The sequence below is a fragment of the Pseudomonas sp. NFR02 genome, assembly GCF_900119375.1.
GTDB classification, from domain to species: domain Bacteria; phylum Pseudomonadota; class Gammaproteobacteria; order Pseudomonadales; family Pseudomonadaceae; genus Aquipseudomonas; species Aquipseudomonas paracarnis.
Genome location: NZ_FPJJ01000001.1, coordinates 843,442 through 858,617, shown reverse-complemented (window position 1 = coordinate 858,617; position 15,176 = coordinate 843,442). Strand labels below are relative to the sequence as shown.

The 15,176-nt window shown below is 61.6% G+C and carries 19 protein-coding genes; 15 read left to right on the top strand and 4 right to left on the bottom strand.

Annotated elements, in window-relative coordinates; all coding sequences use genetic code 11:
• Positions 1 to 75 precede the first annotated feature (75 nt).
• The 4 genes from BT199_RS04065 to BT199_RS04050 all read left to right on the top strand — a co-directional run bounded on the left by BT199_RS04065 (position 76) and on the right by BT199_RS04050 (position 4,879).
• Positions 76 to 2,829: a response regulator gene (locus tag BT199_RS04065; RefSeq protein WP_019816717.1), complete on the top strand. Its 2,754-nt coding sequence runs from the start codon at positions 76 to 78 to the stop codon at positions 2,827 to 2,829.
• 147 nt (positions 2,830 to 2,976) lie between these two features.
• The gene (locus tag BT199_RS04060) at positions 2,977 to 3,966 is read left to right on the top strand and encodes a 2-hydroxyacid dehydrogenase (protein ID WP_072433934.1); all 990 of its coding nucleotides are present in this window, start codon (positions 2,977 to 2,979) and stop codon (positions 3,964 to 3,966) included.
• Positions 3,967 to 4,037: 71 nt separating this feature from the next.
• Positions 4,038 to 4,478 carry a hypothetical protein gene (locus BT199_RS04055; RefSeq protein ID WP_072433933.1) on the top strand — a complete coding sequence of 147 codons (441 nt, stop codon included), beginning with the start codon at positions 4,038 to 4,040 and terminating at the stop codon, positions 4,476 to 4,478.
• Positions 4,475 to 4,879 (top strand): META domain-containing protein, encoded by a 405-nt coding sequence (locus BT199_RS04050; RefSeq protein ID WP_014718883.1) that lies wholly within the window; start codon positions 4,475 to 4,477, stop codon positions 4,877 to 4,879. Before BT199_RS04055 ends, BT199_RS04050 begins: the two co-directional genes overlap by 4 nt.
• A 132-nt stretch (positions 4,880 to 5,011) precedes the next feature.
• On the opposite strand, the gene BT199_RS04045 is transcribed toward BT199_RS04050, so the two are convergent.
• The gene (locus BT199_RS04045; protein WP_003192057.1) at positions 5,012 to 5,473 is read right to left on the bottom strand and encodes a TlpA disulfide reductase family protein; all 462 of its coding nucleotides are present in this window, start codon (positions 5,471 to 5,473) and stop codon (positions 5,012 to 5,014) included.
• Between the two features lie 115 nt (positions 5,474 to 5,588).
• Here BT199_RS04045 and arsC point away from each other — a divergent pair, with 115 nt between their 5' ends.
• The 3 genes from arsC to BT199_RS04030 are packed head-to-tail and all read left to right on the top strand — an operon-like array spanning position 5,589 to position 6,941.
• Positions 5,589 to 5,942 carry an arsenate reductase (glutaredoxin) gene (gene arsC, locus BT199_RS04040; RefSeq protein WP_014718884.1) on the top strand — a complete coding sequence of 118 codons (354 nt, stop codon included), beginning with the start codon at positions 5,589 to 5,591 and terminating at the stop codon, positions 5,940 to 5,942.
• Complete coding sequence (gene wrbA / locus BT199_RS04035; RefSeq protein WP_014718885.1) at positions 5,939 to 6,553, top strand: NAD(P)H:quinone oxidoreductase; 615 nt, start codon at positions 5,939 to 5,941, stop codon at positions 6,551 to 6,553. The genes arsC and wrbA overlap by 4 nt, the downstream gene beginning before the upstream one ends.
• Positions 6,537 to 6,941, top strand: coding sequence for a DUF2069 domain-containing protein (locus BT199_RS04030; RefSeq protein ID WP_058410586.1), 405 nt, complete (start codon positions 6,537 to 6,539; stop codon positions 6,939 to 6,941). The genes wrbA and BT199_RS04030 overlap by 17 nt, the downstream gene beginning before the upstream one ends.
• 125 nt (positions 6,942 to 7,066) lie before the next feature.
• Here the strand turns inward: BT199_RS04030 and BT199_RS04025 are convergent, their stop codons facing one another.
• Positions 7,067 to 7,738: a DNA-3-methyladenine glycosylase I gene (locus BT199_RS04025; RefSeq protein WP_014718887.1), complete on the bottom strand. Its 672-nt coding sequence runs from the start codon at positions 7,736 to 7,738 to the stop codon at positions 7,067 to 7,069.
• Between the two features lie 67 nt (positions 7,739 to 7,805).
• Positions 7,806 to 8,630 (bottom strand): tRNA 2-thiocytidine(32) synthetase TtcA, encoded by an 825-nt coding sequence (gene ttcA / locus BT199_RS04020; protein WP_014718888.1) that lies wholly within the window; start codon positions 8,628 to 8,630, stop codon positions 7,806 to 7,808.
• A gap of 362 nt (positions 8,631 to 8,992) precedes the next feature.
• Here ttcA and BT199_RS04015 point away from each other — a divergent pair, with 362 nt between their 5' ends.
• Both BT199_RS04015 and BT199_RS04010 read left to right on the top strand, forming a co-directional pair.
• A complete protein-coding gene (locus tag BT199_RS04015; RefSeq protein WP_014718889.1) occupies positions 8,993 to 9,595 on the top strand; it encodes a Yip1 family protein in 603 nt (200 codons plus the stop codon).
• 128 nt (positions 9,596 to 9,723) lie between these two features.
• On the top strand, positions 9,724 to 10,218 hold the full coding sequence (locus BT199_RS04010) for a SprT family zinc-dependent metalloprotease (protein ID WP_003192067.1): 495 nt from the start codon (positions 9,724 to 9,726) through the stop codon (positions 10,216 to 10,218).
• A gap of 93 nt (positions 10,219 to 10,311) precedes the next feature.
• Here the strand turns inward: BT199_RS04010 and BT199_RS04005 are convergent, their stop codons facing one another.
• Positions 10,312 to 11,487 carry a CaiB/BaiF CoA transferase family protein gene (locus BT199_RS04005; protein ID WP_032902852.1) on the bottom strand — a complete coding sequence of 392 codons (1,176 nt, stop codon included), beginning with the start codon at positions 11,485 to 11,487 and terminating at the stop codon, positions 10,312 to 10,314.
• A gap of 157 nt (positions 11,488 to 11,644) precedes the next feature.
• Here BT199_RS04005 and tusD point away from each other — a divergent pair, with 157 nt between their 5' ends.
• From tusD to BT199_RS03975, 6 genes are all read left to right on the top strand, one after another.
• The gene (gene tusD / locus BT199_RS04000) at positions 11,645 to 12,037 is read left to right on the top strand and encodes a sulfurtransferase complex subunit TusD (RefSeq protein ID WP_003192069.1); all 393 of its coding nucleotides are present in this window, start codon (positions 11,645 to 11,647) and stop codon (positions 12,035 to 12,037) included.
• A gap of 1 nt (position 12,038) precedes the next feature.
• Positions 12,039 to 12,389, top strand: coding sequence for a sulfurtransferase complex subunit TusC (gene tusC, locus BT199_RS03995; protein WP_014718891.1), 351 nt, complete (start codon positions 12,039 to 12,041; stop codon positions 12,387 to 12,389).
• Positions 12,389 to 12,667, top strand: coding sequence for a sulfurtransferase complex subunit TusB (gene tusB / locus BT199_RS03990; protein ID WP_014718892.1), 279 nt, complete (start codon positions 12,389 to 12,391; stop codon positions 12,665 to 12,667). The genes tusC and tusB overlap by 1 nt, the downstream gene beginning before the upstream one ends.
• On the top strand, positions 12,664 to 12,999 hold the full coding sequence (locus BT199_RS03985) for a TusE/DsrC/DsvC family sulfur relay protein (RefSeq protein WP_014718893.1): 336 nt from the start codon (positions 12,664 to 12,666) through the stop codon (positions 12,997 to 12,999). Before tusB ends, BT199_RS03985 begins: the two co-directional genes overlap by 4 nt.
• Positions 12,996 to 13,997 carry a glycosyl transferase family protein gene (locus tag BT199_RS03980; protein WP_014718894.1) on the top strand — a complete coding sequence of 334 codons (1,002 nt, stop codon included), beginning with the start codon at positions 12,996 to 12,998 and terminating at the stop codon, positions 13,995 to 13,997. Before BT199_RS03985 ends, BT199_RS03980 begins: the two co-directional genes overlap by 4 nt.
• A gap of 88 nt (positions 13,998 to 14,085) precedes the next feature.
• Positions 14,086 to 15,081 carry a glutathione S-transferase family protein gene (locus BT199_RS03975; RefSeq protein ID WP_060767000.1) on the top strand — a complete coding sequence of 332 codons (996 nt, stop codon included), beginning with the start codon at positions 14,086 to 14,088 and terminating at the stop codon, positions 15,079 to 15,081.
• Positions 15,082 to 15,176: the final 95 nt, after the last annotated feature.

Sequence of the window (15,176 nt, the reverse complement as noted above, 5' to 3'; positions counted from 1 at the left end):
GGCTACACTGCGCAGGTGGCGCGGGCCGGATGCCGGCGTGGATCATTGATAACAACGTGGTAGCAGGAGAGTGGCGTGCTTAGAAGAATGGGGATAAAAGGCCGCGTACTGTTGCTGACCTTATTACCGACCAGCCTGATGGCGCTGTTGTTGGGCGGCTATTTCACCTGGATGCAGCTCTCGGAGTTGCAGACCCAACTGCTGCAACGCGGCGAAATGATCGCCGAGCAATTGGCACCCTTGGTGGCACCCGCGCTGGGCCATAAGAACACCGACCTGCTGGAGCGCATCGCGACCCAGTCCCTGGAGCAGCCGGATGTGCGCGCCGTGTCGTTCCTGGCGCCCGACCGTTCGTCCCTGGCCCATGCCGGTCCGACCATGCTTAACCAGCCGCCCACCGGCAACAGTTCGCACCTGTTGCAGCGCACCGGCAATGACGCCACTCGCTATCTACTGCCGGTGTTTGGCCGCCATCGCAACCTGGCGGGCGAGTTGATTCCCGATGAGGCCGACCGTCTACTGGGTTGGGTCGAAGTGGAGCTGTCCCACAATGGCATGTTGCTGCGCGGCTATCGCAGCCTGTTCGCCAGCCTGCTGCTGATCGCCATCGGCCTGATGTGCACCGCCGCCCTCGCCCTGCGTATCAGCCGCACCATCAATTCGCCGATTGGCCAGATCAAGCAAGCCGTGACCCAGCTCAAGGACGGCAACCTGGAGACACGCCTGCCACCCTTGGGCAGCCAGGAACTGGACCAACTCGCGTCGGGCATCAACCGCATGGCCGAAACCCTGCAAAATGCCCAGGAAGAGCTGCAACACAGCATCGACCAGGCCACCGAAGACGTGCGCCAGAACCTGGAAACCATCGAGATCCAGAACATCGAGCTGGACCTGGCGCGCAAGGAAGCCCTGGAGGCCAGCCGTATCAAGTCGGAGTTCCTGGCCAACATGAGCCATGAAATCCGCACGCCGCTCAACGGCATCCTCGGCTTTACTCACCTGTTGCAAAAAAGCGAGCTGTCGCCGCGCCAGTTGGACTACCTGGGCACTATCGAAAAGTCTGCGGATAACTTGCTGGGCATCATTAACGAGATCCTCGATTTCTCGAAGATTGAAGCCGGCAAGCTGGTGCTCGACAGCGTGCCTTTCAACCTGCGCGACTTGCTGCAAGACACCTTGACCATCCTCGCTCCCGCCGCCCATGCCAAGCAGCTCGAATTGGTGAGCCTGGTTTACCGCGACACGCCCCTGGCGTTGGTGGGCGACCCGCTGCGGCTCAAGCAGATCCTGACCAACCTGATCAGTAATGCGATCAAGTTCACCCGCGAAGGCACCATTGTGGCCCGGGCCATGATCGAGGACGAGCAGGAAGACAGCGTGCAATTGCGCATCAGTGTGCAAGACACCGGCATTGGCCTGTCGAACCAGGATGTGCGCGCCCTGTTCCAGGCATTCAGCCAGGCCGACAACTCGCTGTCGCGCCAGCCCGGCGGCACCGGTTTGGGCCTGGTGATTTCCAAGCGATTGATCGAGCAGATGGGCGGCGAAATCGGCGTCGACAGCACGCCGGGTGAAGGTTCGGAATTCTGGATCAGCCTGAACCTGCCCAAGACCCGTGACGACGTCGAAGACCTGCCCGCCGCGCCGCTATTGGGGCGTCGTGTGGCCGTGCTGGAAAACCACGAACTGGCGCGCCAGGCCCTGCAACATCAGTTGGAAGACTGCGGCCTGGAAGTCACGCCGTTCAATACCCTGGAAAGCCTGACCAACGGCATCACCAGTGCGCACCAGACCGAACAGGCCATCAGCCTGGCGGTGCTCGGCGTCACGGCCAACGACATTCCGCCCGAGCGCCTCAACCAACACCTGTGGGACCTTGAACACCTGGGCTGCAAGGTGCTGGTGCTGTGCCCGACCACCGAGCAGATGCTGTTCAACCAATCGGTGCCCAACCCCAACAGCCAACTGCAGGCCAAGCCCGCCTGTACGCGCAAGTTGCGCCGCTCCCTGGCCGACCTGATCAGCCCGCGCCCTTCGCGCAGCGAACCCGGTGAGCCGTTGTCCAGCCGTGCGCCACGGGTGCTGTGCGTGGACGACAACCCGGCCAACCTGTTGCTGGTGCAAACCCTGTTGGAAGACATGGGCGCCAAGGTGCAGGCGGTGGAAAGCGGTTACGCAGCGGTCGACGCCGTGAAGCAGGAAACGTTCGATTTGGTGCTGATGGACGTGCAAATGCCCGGCATGGATGGCCGCCAGAGCACCGAGGCGATCCGCCAGTGGGAAAGCGAACGCCACGGCACGCCGCTGCCGGTGGTAGCCCTCACGGCTCACGCCATGGCCAACGAAAAACGCGCCCTGCTGCAAAGCGGTATGGACGACTACCTGACCAAACCCATCAGCGAGCGGCAATTGGCCCAGGTGGTATTGAAATGGACCGGCCTGGCGCTGCGTAACCAAGGCCCGGAGCGCACCCATGAAGGTGCGGCCCAGGGCGTGCAGCTCTTGGTACTCGACCACGAAGAAGGCCTGCGCCTGGCCGCCAACAAGGCCGACCTGGCCGCCGATATGCTCGCCATGCTGCTGGCCTCCCTGGAGGCTGATCGCCTGGCAATTACCCACGCCCGCGAAGCCAATGACAACCATGCCTTGATCGAGCGCGTGCACCGTTTGCACGGCGCCACCCGCTACTGTGGCGTGCCGCAATTACGAGCAGCCTGCCAACGCGCCGAAACCCTGCTCAAGCAGGATGACGCCAAGGCCATGGCCGCGCTGGACGAACTGGACATGGCGATTGCGCGGCTGGCCAGTGAAGCCAGAGTAAGTGCCTGACCGTCCGACTGTAGGAGCGAGCTTGCTCGCGAAAAACCAGAGGACACCGCGTTAAACCAGAATGAACGCGTTTTCGTTGACGTTTTTCGCGAGCAAGCTCGCTCCTACAGGTACGCATCTATTTTGTCATTGCAGGGAGCCGTCTTAATGCGCGTCATTCTCTTCAGCAGCCAAACCTACGACCGCGAGAGTTTCCTCGGCGAACCGCTGCCGGCTGGCCTGGAACTGCAATTCCAACCCGCCCGGCTCAACCTCGATACCGTGGCCCTGGCCGAACACCACGAGGTGGTCTGTGCCTTTATCAACGACGACCTCAGCGCCCCGGTGCTGGAGCACTTGGCCAAGGGCGGCACACGCCTGATTGCCCTGCGCTCGGCGGGCTACAACCACGTCGACCTACCCGCCGCCCAGCGCCTGGGCTTGACCATCGTGCGCGTGCCCGCCTATTCGCCCCACGCAGTGGCCGAGCATGCCGTCGCCCTGATCCTGGCCCTCAACCGTCGCCTGCACCGTGCCTACAACCGTACCCGCGACGGTGATTTCAGCCTGCACGGGCTGACCGGTTTTGATCTGGTCGGCAAAACGGTCGGCGTGGTCGGCACCGGTCAGATCGGCGCGACCTTCGCCAAGATCATGGCCGGCTTCGGCTGCCAGTTGCTGGCCTACGATCCCTTCCCCAACCCACAGGTGCAGGACCTCGGGGCCCGCTACGTGAGCCTGCCTGAACTGTTGGCGAAGGCGCAAATCATCAGCCTGCACTGCCCGCTGACCGCCGACAGCAAACACCTGATCAATGCCCGCTCACTCGCGCAGATGCAAACCGGTGCGATGCTGATCAACACCGGGCGCGGTGGCCTGGTCGACACGCCAGCACTGATCGAAGCGCTCAAGCTTGGCCAGTTGGGCTACCTGGGGCTGGACGTCTACGAAGAAGAAGCCCAATTGTTTTTCGAGGACCGCTCGGACCTGCCCCTGCAGGATGACGTGCTTGCCCGCCTGCTGACCTTCCCCAACGTCATCATCACCGCGCACCAGGCCTTCCTCACCCGTGAGGCCCTGGCGGCGATTGCCGGTACCACATTGGCCAACATTGCCGCGTGGGCCGATGGCCGGGCGCAGAACCTGGTCGAGGGATGATCAGCGGTCACATACCAGGCTCATGATAGGCCGGCACCCGTGATAGGATGCCGCGCCTATTTGGAGGATCCATGGCCGAACACGATTTCCGCTTCAGCTTGCTGAGCCCGCAACATACCCTGATCGAATGCCGTGCCCTGGTGCCGGGCCGTTACCAGGTCACCGGCAACGGTGGTTCGATCAAACATGGCGACGTCCTGATCGTCAGCCTGCGCGGCAGTAAAACCTTGTCGATGCGACTGACCGTCGAAGGTGACGCACGCTACTCCATCCGCCCGGCGGGCCAGTGGGTCGCCATGGCCCAAGGGCCGAAGTTCGGCGAACTGGAGATTCACACCTGGAAGGTCAATTGCGACAGCTGCGACGCCGTGCTGGAGTTTGAATTCGCGGTAGAAACCAAGCTGACCAAGGCACCGCTGCAACCGGCCGCCAACGCGCGTATCAAAGAACTGAGCTGGGCCAGCGAAGGCGATAAGCACCGCTGCCCGAAATGCCAGCAGGCCGCGCAATGAAAGGCCCGCTGCTGCTCGCCGCCATCGGCATGGGCCTGGCAGGCTGCGCTGCCGATGGCGCCAAGCTCGAGCGCGACCACAGCTACGTAGTGGAATGGATCGGTGAGCGGCCGTTGATGGACTACGCGCACCTCACCGTCACCCTGGGCGCCGATGGCCGCGCCTATGGCAATGGCGGCTGTAACCACTGGTTTGCGCCGTACACGGTCGAAGGCGACAAGCTCAGCTTCGGCCCAGTCGGCAGCACCCGAAAAATGTGCGCCGAGGCCCTGATGGAGCAAGAACATCGCTTCTTCCAGGCCCTGCAAGGCGTGCAGCGTTGGGACATCTCGCCTATAGAGCAGACACGGTTCTGGCCGGCCGAAGGCAAGCCGATCCGCTTGTGGCTCGAAGAAGGCTGATCTAGGCGCACTCTCCTGTATTAACGCGGTGTCCTCTGGTTCTGTGGGAGCTGGCTTGCCTGCGATGCGGACGACGCGGTGTATCAGGTACACCGCAGCGATGCCATCGCAGGCAAGCCAGCCCCCACAGTTTTATCCTTTCAGCGCCTTGAGCTTGGCCAACACCCCTTCCGCTGTCTGCTCACCCATCAACTGCTCACGCACCTTGCCCTTGTCGTCGATGATGTAGGTCACCGGCAATGCCTCGCTGCGCGGAATCTCGAAGATCCCGTCCGGGTTCTGGGCCAGTACCGTGAACTTGATCCCCAGCTTGTCGCTGGCGGCCTTCAGTTCTTCACCCTGCACATTGTCGAAGTTGACGCCGAACACCCCGACATTCTGGCCTTTCAACTGTTCTGCCAAGGCATTGAGCTCGGGGATTTCCGTGCGGCACGGCCCACACCATTCGGCCCAGTAGTTGACCACCAGCCACTGTTTGTCCAGGCGTTCGGCCGCCACTTTCTGGCCATATTGGTCAACGCCGTAATCGTTACCGCAGCCGCTGAGCAGCAGGGTTGTGATGATCGCCAATGCACCGATCAGTCGCCTTGTCATGGGGTATTCCTTCGCAAAAATGAACGTTGGCTGCGGCCTATCGCCTCTTACGGTTTAAGGACAGGCGCCAGCGCAGGTAGAATACCCGCCACCTTACGCAAGATGCGACCCGCACATGACCGATCTGACGCTTTATCACAACCCGCGCTGCTCGAAATCCCGCGGTGCGCTGGAACTGCTGGAAGCCCGCGGCCTCACCCCGACCGTCGTGCGCTACCTGGATACCCCACTGGATGCCGCGCAAATCGAGGCCCTGCTGAAAAAACTGGGGATCAGCGCACGCCAACTGCTGCGCACCGGCGAAGACGAATACAAAACCCTGAACCTGGCAGACGCCAGCCTCAGCGACACCCAACTGATCGCCGCCATCGCAGCCCATCCCAAGCTGATGGAACGCCCGATCCTGGCAACCGCCGATAAAGCCATCATTGGCCGCCCGCCCGAGAACGTGCTGGAGATCCTGCCGTGACTACGCCCTATGTGCTGGTGTTGTATTACAGCCGTAACGGCTCGGTGAGCGAGATGGCCCGGCAGATTGCCCGCGGTATCGAGCAAGGCGGCATGGAAGCGCGGTTGCGCACCGTGCCGGCGATTTCCACCGAGTGCGAAGCGGTGGCGCCGAGCATTCCCGACGAAGGCGCGCTGTATGCCAGCCTGGACGACCTGAAGCACTGCTCGGGCCTGGCCCTGGGCAGCCCGACCCGGTTCGGCAACATGGCCGCGCCGCTCAAGTACTTCCTCGATGGCACCAGCAACCTGTGGCTTACCGGCGCTTTGGTCGGCAAGCCGGCCGGCGTGTTCACCTCCACCGCCAGCCTGCATGGCGGACAGGAGACCACGCTGATGTCGATGCTGCTACCGCTGCTGCACCATGGCATGTTGATCACCGGCCTGCCCTACAGCGAGCAGGCACTGCTCGACACCCAGGGCGGCGGCACGCCGTATGGCGCCAGCCACCATTCCGGGCCAGACGGTAAGCGCATGCTCGATCAACATGAAATCACCCTGTGCCGGGCCTTGGGCCTGCGCCTGGCCAAGACCGCCACGCTGTTGGAGAACGGCCGTGGCCAGGAAGCCTAAGGTCCTGCCAACGCGGGAATGGCTGGCGCCGCGGGTCAAGGTGGCACGCACGCTGAGCCTGCTGGCGTTTTTAGGCCTGGTGGGCTTGTTGTGCGCGTACTACCTGTTGGTCGCCGACCTGCATGGGGCGCGCCCGTGGGTCATCCTGCTGATCGAGTTGGTGCCGCTGCTGATACTTGCGCCAGGCGTGCTGATGGGTAGCGCACGCGGGCATTCGTGGATGTGCTTTGTGGTGAACCTGTATTTCATCAAGGGCGCGCTGGCGGCGTATGACCCGAACCGCCAGTGGTTCGGTGTGCTGGAAATGCTGGCGAGCCTGGCGGTGTTTTGCACGGCGTTGCTGTATGTGCGTTGGCGGCATCAGTTGAACCGTCGACTGGCCGATTGACTGATCGTTCCCACGCTCTGCGTGGGAATGCTGCCCAGGACGCTCTGCGTCCCGGGCCTAGTGCAAGGGTGACGCGGAGCGTCACAGGATGCATTCCCACGCGGAGCGTGGGAACGATCAGGTGATCAATGATTCACCGTGTAAGCCAACATCATCGACAACTGACACATCGGCCGCCCACTCTCGGCATGCCACTGGTTGAAGGCGCCCTGCACCGTCGCCAGGTCGCGCAGGCTGGTCGGGGCCTTGTCGACAATCTTCTGCGCATTCAGCGCCGCCACCACGTCATCGCTTGGCACAAAGGTGTCCTTGCCGACCATGCGCAAAAAGCGCGGCGCCGACAGCCCGCCCAGTTGATGGCCATGCTTGCTCAGGTACTTCCAGAGCCCAACGATGTCAGTCACCGGCCAATCGGCGATAAACGCACCGAAGCTGCCTTTTTCCTGCTCGATATCCAGGATCATCTGCGCATTGCGCGGCACACTCTTGAGCTTGCCCAGGTGGCGGATGATGCGGGCGTCCTGCATCAACCGTTCCAAGTGCTCGGCGCCCATCAGCACGACTTTTTCCGGGTCGAAACCGAAGAACACCTGCTCGAACGCCGGCCATTTGGCATCAACCACGCTGTGCTTCAAACCGGCGCGGAACACCCGCAGCGCCAAGGTCGACAGGTAACGGTCATCGGTGATCTTGCGCAATTGCGCCGGGGTCTTGGGCACCGGCAGATGGGCTTCCAACTTGGCCGCCGAACCGAAGCGGTTCAGACAATATTCGTGCAGCCACTTGTAATCGCGCATGCCCTCTCCTGTCAGTCGAATTGAAAACGGCGCCCGCAAGCGCCGTGTACTAGAGCCTCGGGAAGACTCAGAGGTTCACTACATTGACGAAACGCGATGCGGCGGTCTCATCGATTTTCAAGCTGGTGAAGTCAAACAGGTTGCGGTCGGCCAATTGCGACGGGATCACGTTTTGCAGGCTGCGGAAGATACTTTCGGTACGCCCCGGGGTCTTGCGCTCCCAGTCCACCAGCATCTCCTTGACCACCTGGCGCTGCAGGTTTTCCTGGGAGCCGCACAGGTTGCACGGGATGATCGGGAATTGCTTGAAATCGGAGTAAGCCTGGATGTCCTTCTCGTTGCAATACGCCAGCGGGCGGATCACCACGTTGCGCCCATCATCGGCACGCAGCTTGGGCGGCATGGCCTTGAGCGAGCCGTTGAAGAACATATTGAGGAAGAAGGTTTCGACGATGTCATCGCGGTGATGCCCCAGGGCCATCTTGGTCGCGCCGATCTCATCGGCAAAGGTATAGAGCGTGCCGCGGCGCAGGCGCGAGCACAGCGAGCAGGTGGTCTTGCCTTCCGGGATCAATTCCTTGACCACCGAGTAGGTGTCTTTCTCGACGATGTGGTACTCGACGCCCAGTTCTTTCAGATAGGCCGGCAGCACATGCTCAGGGAAACCGGGTTGTTTCTGGTCCATGTTGACCGCCACGATCTCGAACTTGATCGGCGCGACCTTTTGCAGGTGCAGCAACACGTCGAGCATGGTGTAGCTGTCTTTGCCGCCGGAGAGGCAGACCATGACCTTGTCGCCGTCCTCGATCATGTTGAAATCGGCCACCGCTTCACCGGCCAGGCGACGCAGGCGTTTTTGCAGTTTGTTCTGGTTGACTGTAAGAGTGCCCATGGCGCTTGGATCCGCAAAGGTGTGTGACGAAAAGCGCAGCATTTTACCGGTAAGACTCGCCGAGTTCCAATGTGGGAGCTGGCTTGCCTGCGATAGCGGTGTGCCAGTCAACATCTCTGGTCCGGACAGGCCGCCATCGCAGGCAAGCCAGCTCCCACACTGGATCCCATGAATCCTGACAGACCGCACCGCGATTAGCGTGAGTGTTTACAGCGCAATTTGCTCTAAAGGCCCTACGGTTATTCCGGTCATCCCTTTCTATACTGCGACTTGAGGTCGCACATCTATCCAGACCTTTCAGGCCATTTGGCCCGTGGGCGCTCCGATGGGGGGCGATGGTAATAACGACAGGAGTGACTGGCATGATCCATCACGTCGTGGGGCTGTTTACCCATCCCGACCAGGAATGGCGGGAAATCCGTGGCGATAAAGAAGAAAGCATCAGCCACATGTACCTCACTCATACCCTGATTCTCGCGGCGATCCCCGCCATTTCCGCCTTTATTGGCACCACTCAGGTCGGCTGGGTCATCGGCAACCGTGCCCCGGTGATGCTGACCCAGGAAAGCGCGCTGTGGATGACCCTCATGTCCTACGCGGCCATGCTGTGCGGCGTGGCGGTGATGGGCGCATTCATTCACTGGATGGCCCGCACCTACGACGCCAGCCCAAGCATGGCCCGTTGCGTGGCGTTTGCCACTTACACCGCCACACCCTTGTTTATCGGCGGGCTGGCGGCGCTCTACCCGCATATGTGGCTGGGCATGGTCGTGGGCACGGCGGCGATTTGCTACACGGTCTACCTGCTGTATGTGGGGCTGCCGACCTTCATGAGTATCGACCCGGATGAAGGCTTCCTGTTTTCCAGTTCGGTATTGGCCGTGGGCCTGGTGGTGCTGGTGGCGATCATGGCCTTTACCGTGATCGTCTGGGGCCTGGGCGTCGGGCCGATCTACACCAGTTGAACGAAAAACCCCGCAGGCACGGCCACCGCAAGGTGGCTTTGTGCGTTATGCATGACCATTCGGCGCCTGACAGATTCGGAAACACCCAGCTTTGCGGCATACTGGGTGTCTCTGGAGATATGTACAGCATGCCCGAGCAACTCAATACCCGCGTCGAAGATTGTTTCCTGCAAGCCGAATCCTTTTTCAAACGAAGCTTCAAACGCCCCCAGGTCAGCCTCAAGCTGCGGGGCCAGAAGGCCGGTGTCGCGCATTTGCACGAGAACCTGCTGCGCTTCAACCCTCAGTTGTACCGTGAAAACAGCCAACACTTTCTCAAGCAAACCGTGGCCCATGAAGTGGCGCACCTGATTGCCCACCAATTGTTTGGCGAGCGTATCCAGCCCCATGGCGAGGAATGGCAGTTGATCATGCGCGGGGTTTACGAGCTGCCGCCCGACCGTTGCCACACCTACGAGGTCAAGCGTCGGCAAGTGACTCGCTATATTTACCGCTGCCCGTGTGCGGACAGTGATTTTCCGTTTTCACCGCAGCGCCATGGGCTGGTGAACCAGGGGCGGCGGTATTTGTGTCGGCGGTGTCGGCAGACTCTGGTGTTCACTGGAGAAACTCGGGTGGAATGAGGGCCTCTTCGCAGGCAAGCCAGCTCCCACATCTGGATCTGTGAACACAATCAAAATGTGGGAGCTGGCTTGCCTGCGAAAGCGCCCGCTCAGTCAACCTACAACCTTGGCCTGCCGCAATTGCTCTATCCGCTCAATGCCGAACCCCAACTCCGCCAGCACCTCATCACTGTGCGCCCCCACCGCCACCCCAATATGCCTAGGCGCCGGCAACCCCTCGGAAAATTTCAGCGGGCAGGCCAATTGCGCTTGTGTCGAGCCGTCACCCCGGGGCACCTGGCTGACTAGCTCCCGCGCCTTCAACTGGGGATGCTCCGCCGCTTCGCTCAAACTCAACACTGGCTCAACACAGGCATCCACCCCGGCAAACAACTCACACAACTGGTCAAAACTGCGCTTCTCGAACTCCACCTGCAACGCCTGTTTGAGCACGGCCTGGCGTTCGGGCGTCACGCTGTGTGCCGCCAGTTCCGGGCGCCCCAAGGCCGCGCACAGCTGCTGCATAAACCCCGGTTCCAAACTGCCCACCGACATCCAGCGCCCATCGCGTGTACGGTAGTAGTCATAGAAACTCCCGCCATTGAGCACATGGTTCTCCCACCCAGGCTCGACCCCACAAGCCAGGTAGCCGGCCCCCGCCATGGCATTCAGACTGAACGAGCAATCGGTCATGCTCACATCCAGGTATTGCCCCACCCCGCTTTGCTGCCTGGCAATCACCGCCGCCAGCAAGCCCACCACGGCATGCAGTGAACCGCCCGCCACATCCGCCAGCTGTACGCCCAGGGGCAACGGGCCGGTGTCCTGGCGCCCGGTATGGCTGGCCACGCCGGCCAACGCCAGGTAGTTGATATCGTGCCCGGCGCGGTCCTTATAGGGGCCGGTCTGGCCGTAACCGGTGATCGACACATAGATCAGCCGCGGGTTGATCGCCTTCAGCGCCTCATATCCCAGGCCCAGGCGCTCCATGACACCGGGGCGGAACTGCTCGAGCAGGATGTCATGGCCCTTGACCAACTCACGCACAATCTCCAGCGCCTCGGCCTGCTTGAGGTCCAGGGCCAGGCTGCGCTTGTTGCGATTGAGGTAGGCGTGGCTGGCCGAGGTACCACGATCATGGGGCGGCAATACCCGCAACAGGTCCATCCGTGTGGGCGATTCGATACGCAGCACCTCGGCGCCCATGTCCGCCAGCATCAGGGAGGCAAACGGGCCGGGCAGCAAGGTGGAAAAATCCAACACTTTAAGGGACGCCAAGGGACCTGACATGGGGACTCCAGTTGGGTTGCGAATACTCACAGACTAGGCAGCCGGGCAGCTGCCGGCAATCGTCAGAACGATCAAGCACAGTGACCGTTTTGATCACGGCGGGCTTTTTCGCGGCGGCGGCTTTATCATTGGCCGACGTTTGTTGGCAGAGTCTTCCATGAAGTTCGCGATTGCACTGTATAGCGCCGCCCACGCGCCCTCCTCGCGCCGCGCCCTGTTGTTCGCCCAGGCGGCGCTGGCCGGCGGGCATGAGATCGTGCGGCTGTTTTTCTACCAGGACGGCGTGTACAGCGCGTCCAATAACATCGTCGCGCCCCAGGATGAGCAAGACATTGCGCGCCAATGGCGCGAGTTTGTCAGCCAGCACCAACTCGACGGCGTGGTGTGCATCGCCGCAGCCCTGCGCCGGGGTGTGCTTAATGCCGAGGAAGCTGCGCGTTACCAACGCAGCGCGGTCAACCTGGAAGCACCCTGGGCGTTGTCGGGCCTGGGGCAATTGCATGACGCGATCCAGGACGCCGACCGCCTGATCTGTTTTGGAGGGCCGTGACATGTCCAGATCCTTATTGGTGATCAGCCGCCAGGCCCCGTGGTCCGGGCCGAGTGCGCGGGAAGCACTGGATATCGTGCTGGCCGGCGGCGCGTTCGATCTGCCCATTGGCCTGCTGTTCCTGGATGACGGTGTGTTCCAACTGGCGCCGAACCAAGCCGCCAAGGCCGTGCAACAGAAAGACCTGAGTGCCAACCTGCAGGCCCTGGGCCTGTTCGGCATTGATGACGTGTTCGCGTGCAGCCATAGCCTGACCGCACGCGGGTTGCCGCCGCCTGCCCACGCGCAGGCGCTCGACAGCCAAGCCATTTCCCAGCTGATTGACCGTTACGACCAGGTGATTACCCTCTGATGTCGACTCTACATGTGGTGTCTCATTCCCCGTTTACCGACAGCCGCCTCGACAGCTGCCTGCGCATCTGTGGCACCGAGGACGCTATCCTCCTATGTGGTGACGGAGCCTACGGCCTGCACACGCCCGCCCTGCAAACCAAAGGCGTAAAGGTGTTTGTGCTGGCCGAAGACATGCAGGCGCGCAACCTGCCGCTGCCCGACTGGGCCGACAGCGTCGATTACCCAGGCTTCGTGCAACTGTCGATCGACTACGACAAGGTCAACACCTGGCTATGAACACCCTGACCGTCGGCGCACGCACCCTGGAACTGGATAAGGACGGCTACCTCGTCGACCTCAACGACTGGTCCGATGAAGTGGCGAATGCCCTGGCCGCTGCCGAAGCCTTGGAGCTGACGCCGGCACACTGGGAAATCCTCACCCTGCTGCGCCAGTTCTACACCGAATTCCAGCTATCCCCCGCCACGCGCCCGCTGATCAAGTACACCGCCTTGAAGCTGGGCCCGGAAAAGGGCAACAGCCTGCACCTCAACAAACTGTTCAACGGCACTCCCGCCAAACTCGCCGCCAAGCTGGCGGGCCTGCCCAGGCCGACGAATTGCTTATGACCGACTTTGCCCCCCTGACTCTCGTAACGCCCCAAGAGCATCCCTTTGCGCAGTTCGTGCGCATCCTCGGCAAAGGCAAGCGTGGCGCGCGCAACCTCACCCGCGAGGAAGCGCGGGAAGCCATGGGCATGCTGCTCGACGAAAAGGTCGAGGACACCCAGCTCGGCGCCTTCCTGATGCTGCTGCGCCACAAGGAAGAAAGCCCGGAAGAACTCGCCGGTTTCACCGAAGCCGTACGTGAGCGCCTGCACGCGCCAGCGCTGAACGTCGATATCGACTGGCCGACCTACGCCGGTAAAAAGCGCCACCTGCCGTGGTTCCTGCTGGCAGCCAAATGCCTGGCGCAGAACGGCGTGCGCATCCTGATGCACGGCGGCGGCGCCCACACTGCGGGGCGCTTGTACACCGAGCAATTGCTGGACGGCTTGCAGATCCCGCTGTGCCGCGACTGGCAACAGGTCCAGAGCACCTTCGCCCACGGCAACCTGGCATTTATCCCGCTGGGTGATTGGGCCCCACAGCTGCAACGCATGATCGACCTGCGCAACACCCTGGGCCTGCGCTCGCCTATCCACTCTCTGGCGCGCCTGCTCAACCCGCTGAATGCGCGTTGTGGCCTGCAAAGCATTTTCCACCCCGGTTACCAGGGCGTGCATCGCGATGCCAGTGGCTTGCTGGGTGACAACGTGATTGTGGTCAAGGGCGACGGCGGCGAGATCGAGATCAACCCCGACACCCTCAGTCACCTGTACGGCACCACCGGCGGCCAGAGCTGGGACGAAGAGTGGCCCGCCCTCTCAGACCAGCGCCACGTCAAGCCCGCAACGCTTGAGCCCGAGCACCTCAAAGCGCTGTGGCGCGGCGATGTTGAAGACAGCTACCCGCAACTGGCGTTGATCGCCACCATGGCGTTGGCCCTGCGCGGCCTTGGCCACCCACGGCAACAGGCGTTCGAGTTGGCCCAGCAGTACTGGGACGCACGGGATAAATCGATTTAATCGATCATTCACGCCGGTTCTTTGCGCTTTTAGTTCGAACTCATCCCTTTAGACTGGGCTCCAACGCTTATCAGCCAAGGAGCCAGTCATGGGTTTGTTGATCGACGGACAGTGGAAAGACCAATGGTACGAAAGTAGCGCCGATGGCGCTTTCCAACGGGAGCAGGCACAACGCCGCAACTGGGTGACCGCCGATGGCGCGCCAGGCCCGAGTGGTGAAGGCGGCTTCAAGGCCGAGGCCGGTCGCTATCACCTCTATGTATCCCTCGCCTGCCCGTGGGCGCACCGCACCTTGATTCTGCGCAAGCTCAAGGGCCTGGAAAGCCTGATCGACGTCTCGGTGGTCAGTTGGCTGATGCTGGAAAACGGCTGGACCTTCGACAAGGCCCACGGCTCCAGCGGCGACAACCTCGACGGTTTCAACTTCATGCACCAACGCTACACCGCCGATACCGCCGACTATACCGGGCGCGTGACCGTGCCGGTGCTGTGGGACAAAAAGCTCAAGCGCATCGTCAGCAATGAATCGGCGGAGATCATCCGCATGTTCAACAGTGCGTTCAATGCGCTGACCGGCAATACCCTGGATTTCTACCCCCAAGCCCTGCATTCGACCATCGACAGCCTCAACGAACGCATCTACCCCGCCGTGAACAACGGCGTGTACCGCGCAGGTTTCGCCACCTCACAACAGGCGTATGAAAGTGCGTTTGATGATGTGTTTGCCGAGCTGGATCATTTGGAACAGCACCTGGGCAGCCATCGTTATCTGGCCGGCGAGTACCTGACCGAAGCCGATGTACGGCTGTTCACTACGCTGATTCGTTTTGATGCGGTGTACTACAGCCACTTCAAATGCAACCTGCGGCGAATTGCCGACTATGGGAATTTGTCGAACTGGCTGCGGGAGATGTATCAGTGGCCGGGGGTGGCCGAGACGGTGGATTTCGAGCATATCAAGGGGCATTACTATGCCAGCCATCGCACGATCAACCCGACGGGGATTGTGCCGAAGGGGCCGTTGCAGAGGTTTGATACGGAGCATGATCGGGTGCGGCTGCCGGGTAAAGGTGTCTTTGGCTGATCCGGATCATCGGTTGTAATGAGATGGCCTCATCGGGGGCAAGCCCCCTCCCACACTTGGAATGCATTCCAATGTGGGAGGGGGCTTGCCCCCGA

Coding starts and splice junctions, on each gene's coding strand:
- BT199_RS03975 (WP_060767000.1), top strand. CDS start 14,086: ATGGGTTTGTTGATCGACGGACAGTGGAAAGACCAATGGTACGAAAGT.
- BT199_RS04005 (WP_032902852.1), bottom strand. CDS start 11,487: ATGTCAGGTCCCTTGGCGTCCCTTAAAGTGTTGGATTTTTCCACCTTG.
- BT199_RS04055 (WP_072433933.1), top strand. CDS start 4,038: ATGGCCGAACACGATTTCCGCTTCAGCTTGCTGAGCCCGCAACATACC.
- tusC (WP_014718891.1), top strand. CDS start 12,039: ATGTCCAGATCCTTATTGGTGATCAGCCGCCAGGCCCCGTGGTCCGGG.
- BT199_RS03985 (WP_014718893.1), top strand. CDS start 12,664: ATGAACACCCTGACCGTCGGCGCACGCACCCTGGAACTGGATAAGGAC.
- tusD (WP_003192069.1), top strand. CDS start 11,645: ATGAAGTTCGCGATTGCACTGTATAGCGCCGCCCACGCGCCCTCCTCG.
- BT199_RS04025 (WP_014718887.1), bottom strand. CDS start 7,738: ATGCGCGATTACAAGTGGCTGCACGAATATTGTCTGAACCGCTTCGGT.
- BT199_RS04050 (WP_014718883.1), top strand. CDS start 4,475: ATGAAAGGCCCGCTGCTGCTCGCCGCCATCGGCATGGGCCTGGCAGGC.
- BT199_RS04010 (WP_003192067.1), top strand. CDS start 9,724: ATGCCCGAGCAACTCAATACCCGCGTCGAAGATTGTTTCCTGCAAGCC.
- arsC (WP_014718884.1), top strand. CDS start 5,589: ATGACCGATCTGACGCTTTATCACAACCCGCGCTGCTCGAAATCCCGC.
- BT199_RS03980 (WP_014718894.1), top strand. CDS start 12,996: ATGACCGACTTTGCCCCCCTGACTCTCGTAACGCCCCAAGAGCATCCC.
- BT199_RS04060 (WP_072433934.1), top strand. CDS start 2,977: ATGCGCGTCATTCTCTTCAGCAGCCAAACCTACGACCGCGAGAGTTTC.
- ttcA (WP_014718888.1), bottom strand. CDS start 8,630: ATGGGCACTCTTACAGTCAACCAGAACAAACTGCAAAAACGCCTGCGT.
- tusB (WP_014718892.1), top strand. CDS start 12,389: ATGTCGACTCTACATGTGGTGTCTCATTCCCCGTTTACCGACAGCCGC.
- BT199_RS04045 (WP_003192057.1), bottom strand. CDS start 5,473: ATGACAAGGCGACTGATCGGTGCATTGGCGATCATCACAACCCTGCTG.
- BT199_RS04015 (WP_014718889.1), top strand. CDS start 8,993: ATGATCCATCACGTCGTGGGGCTGTTTACCCATCCCGACCAGGAATGG.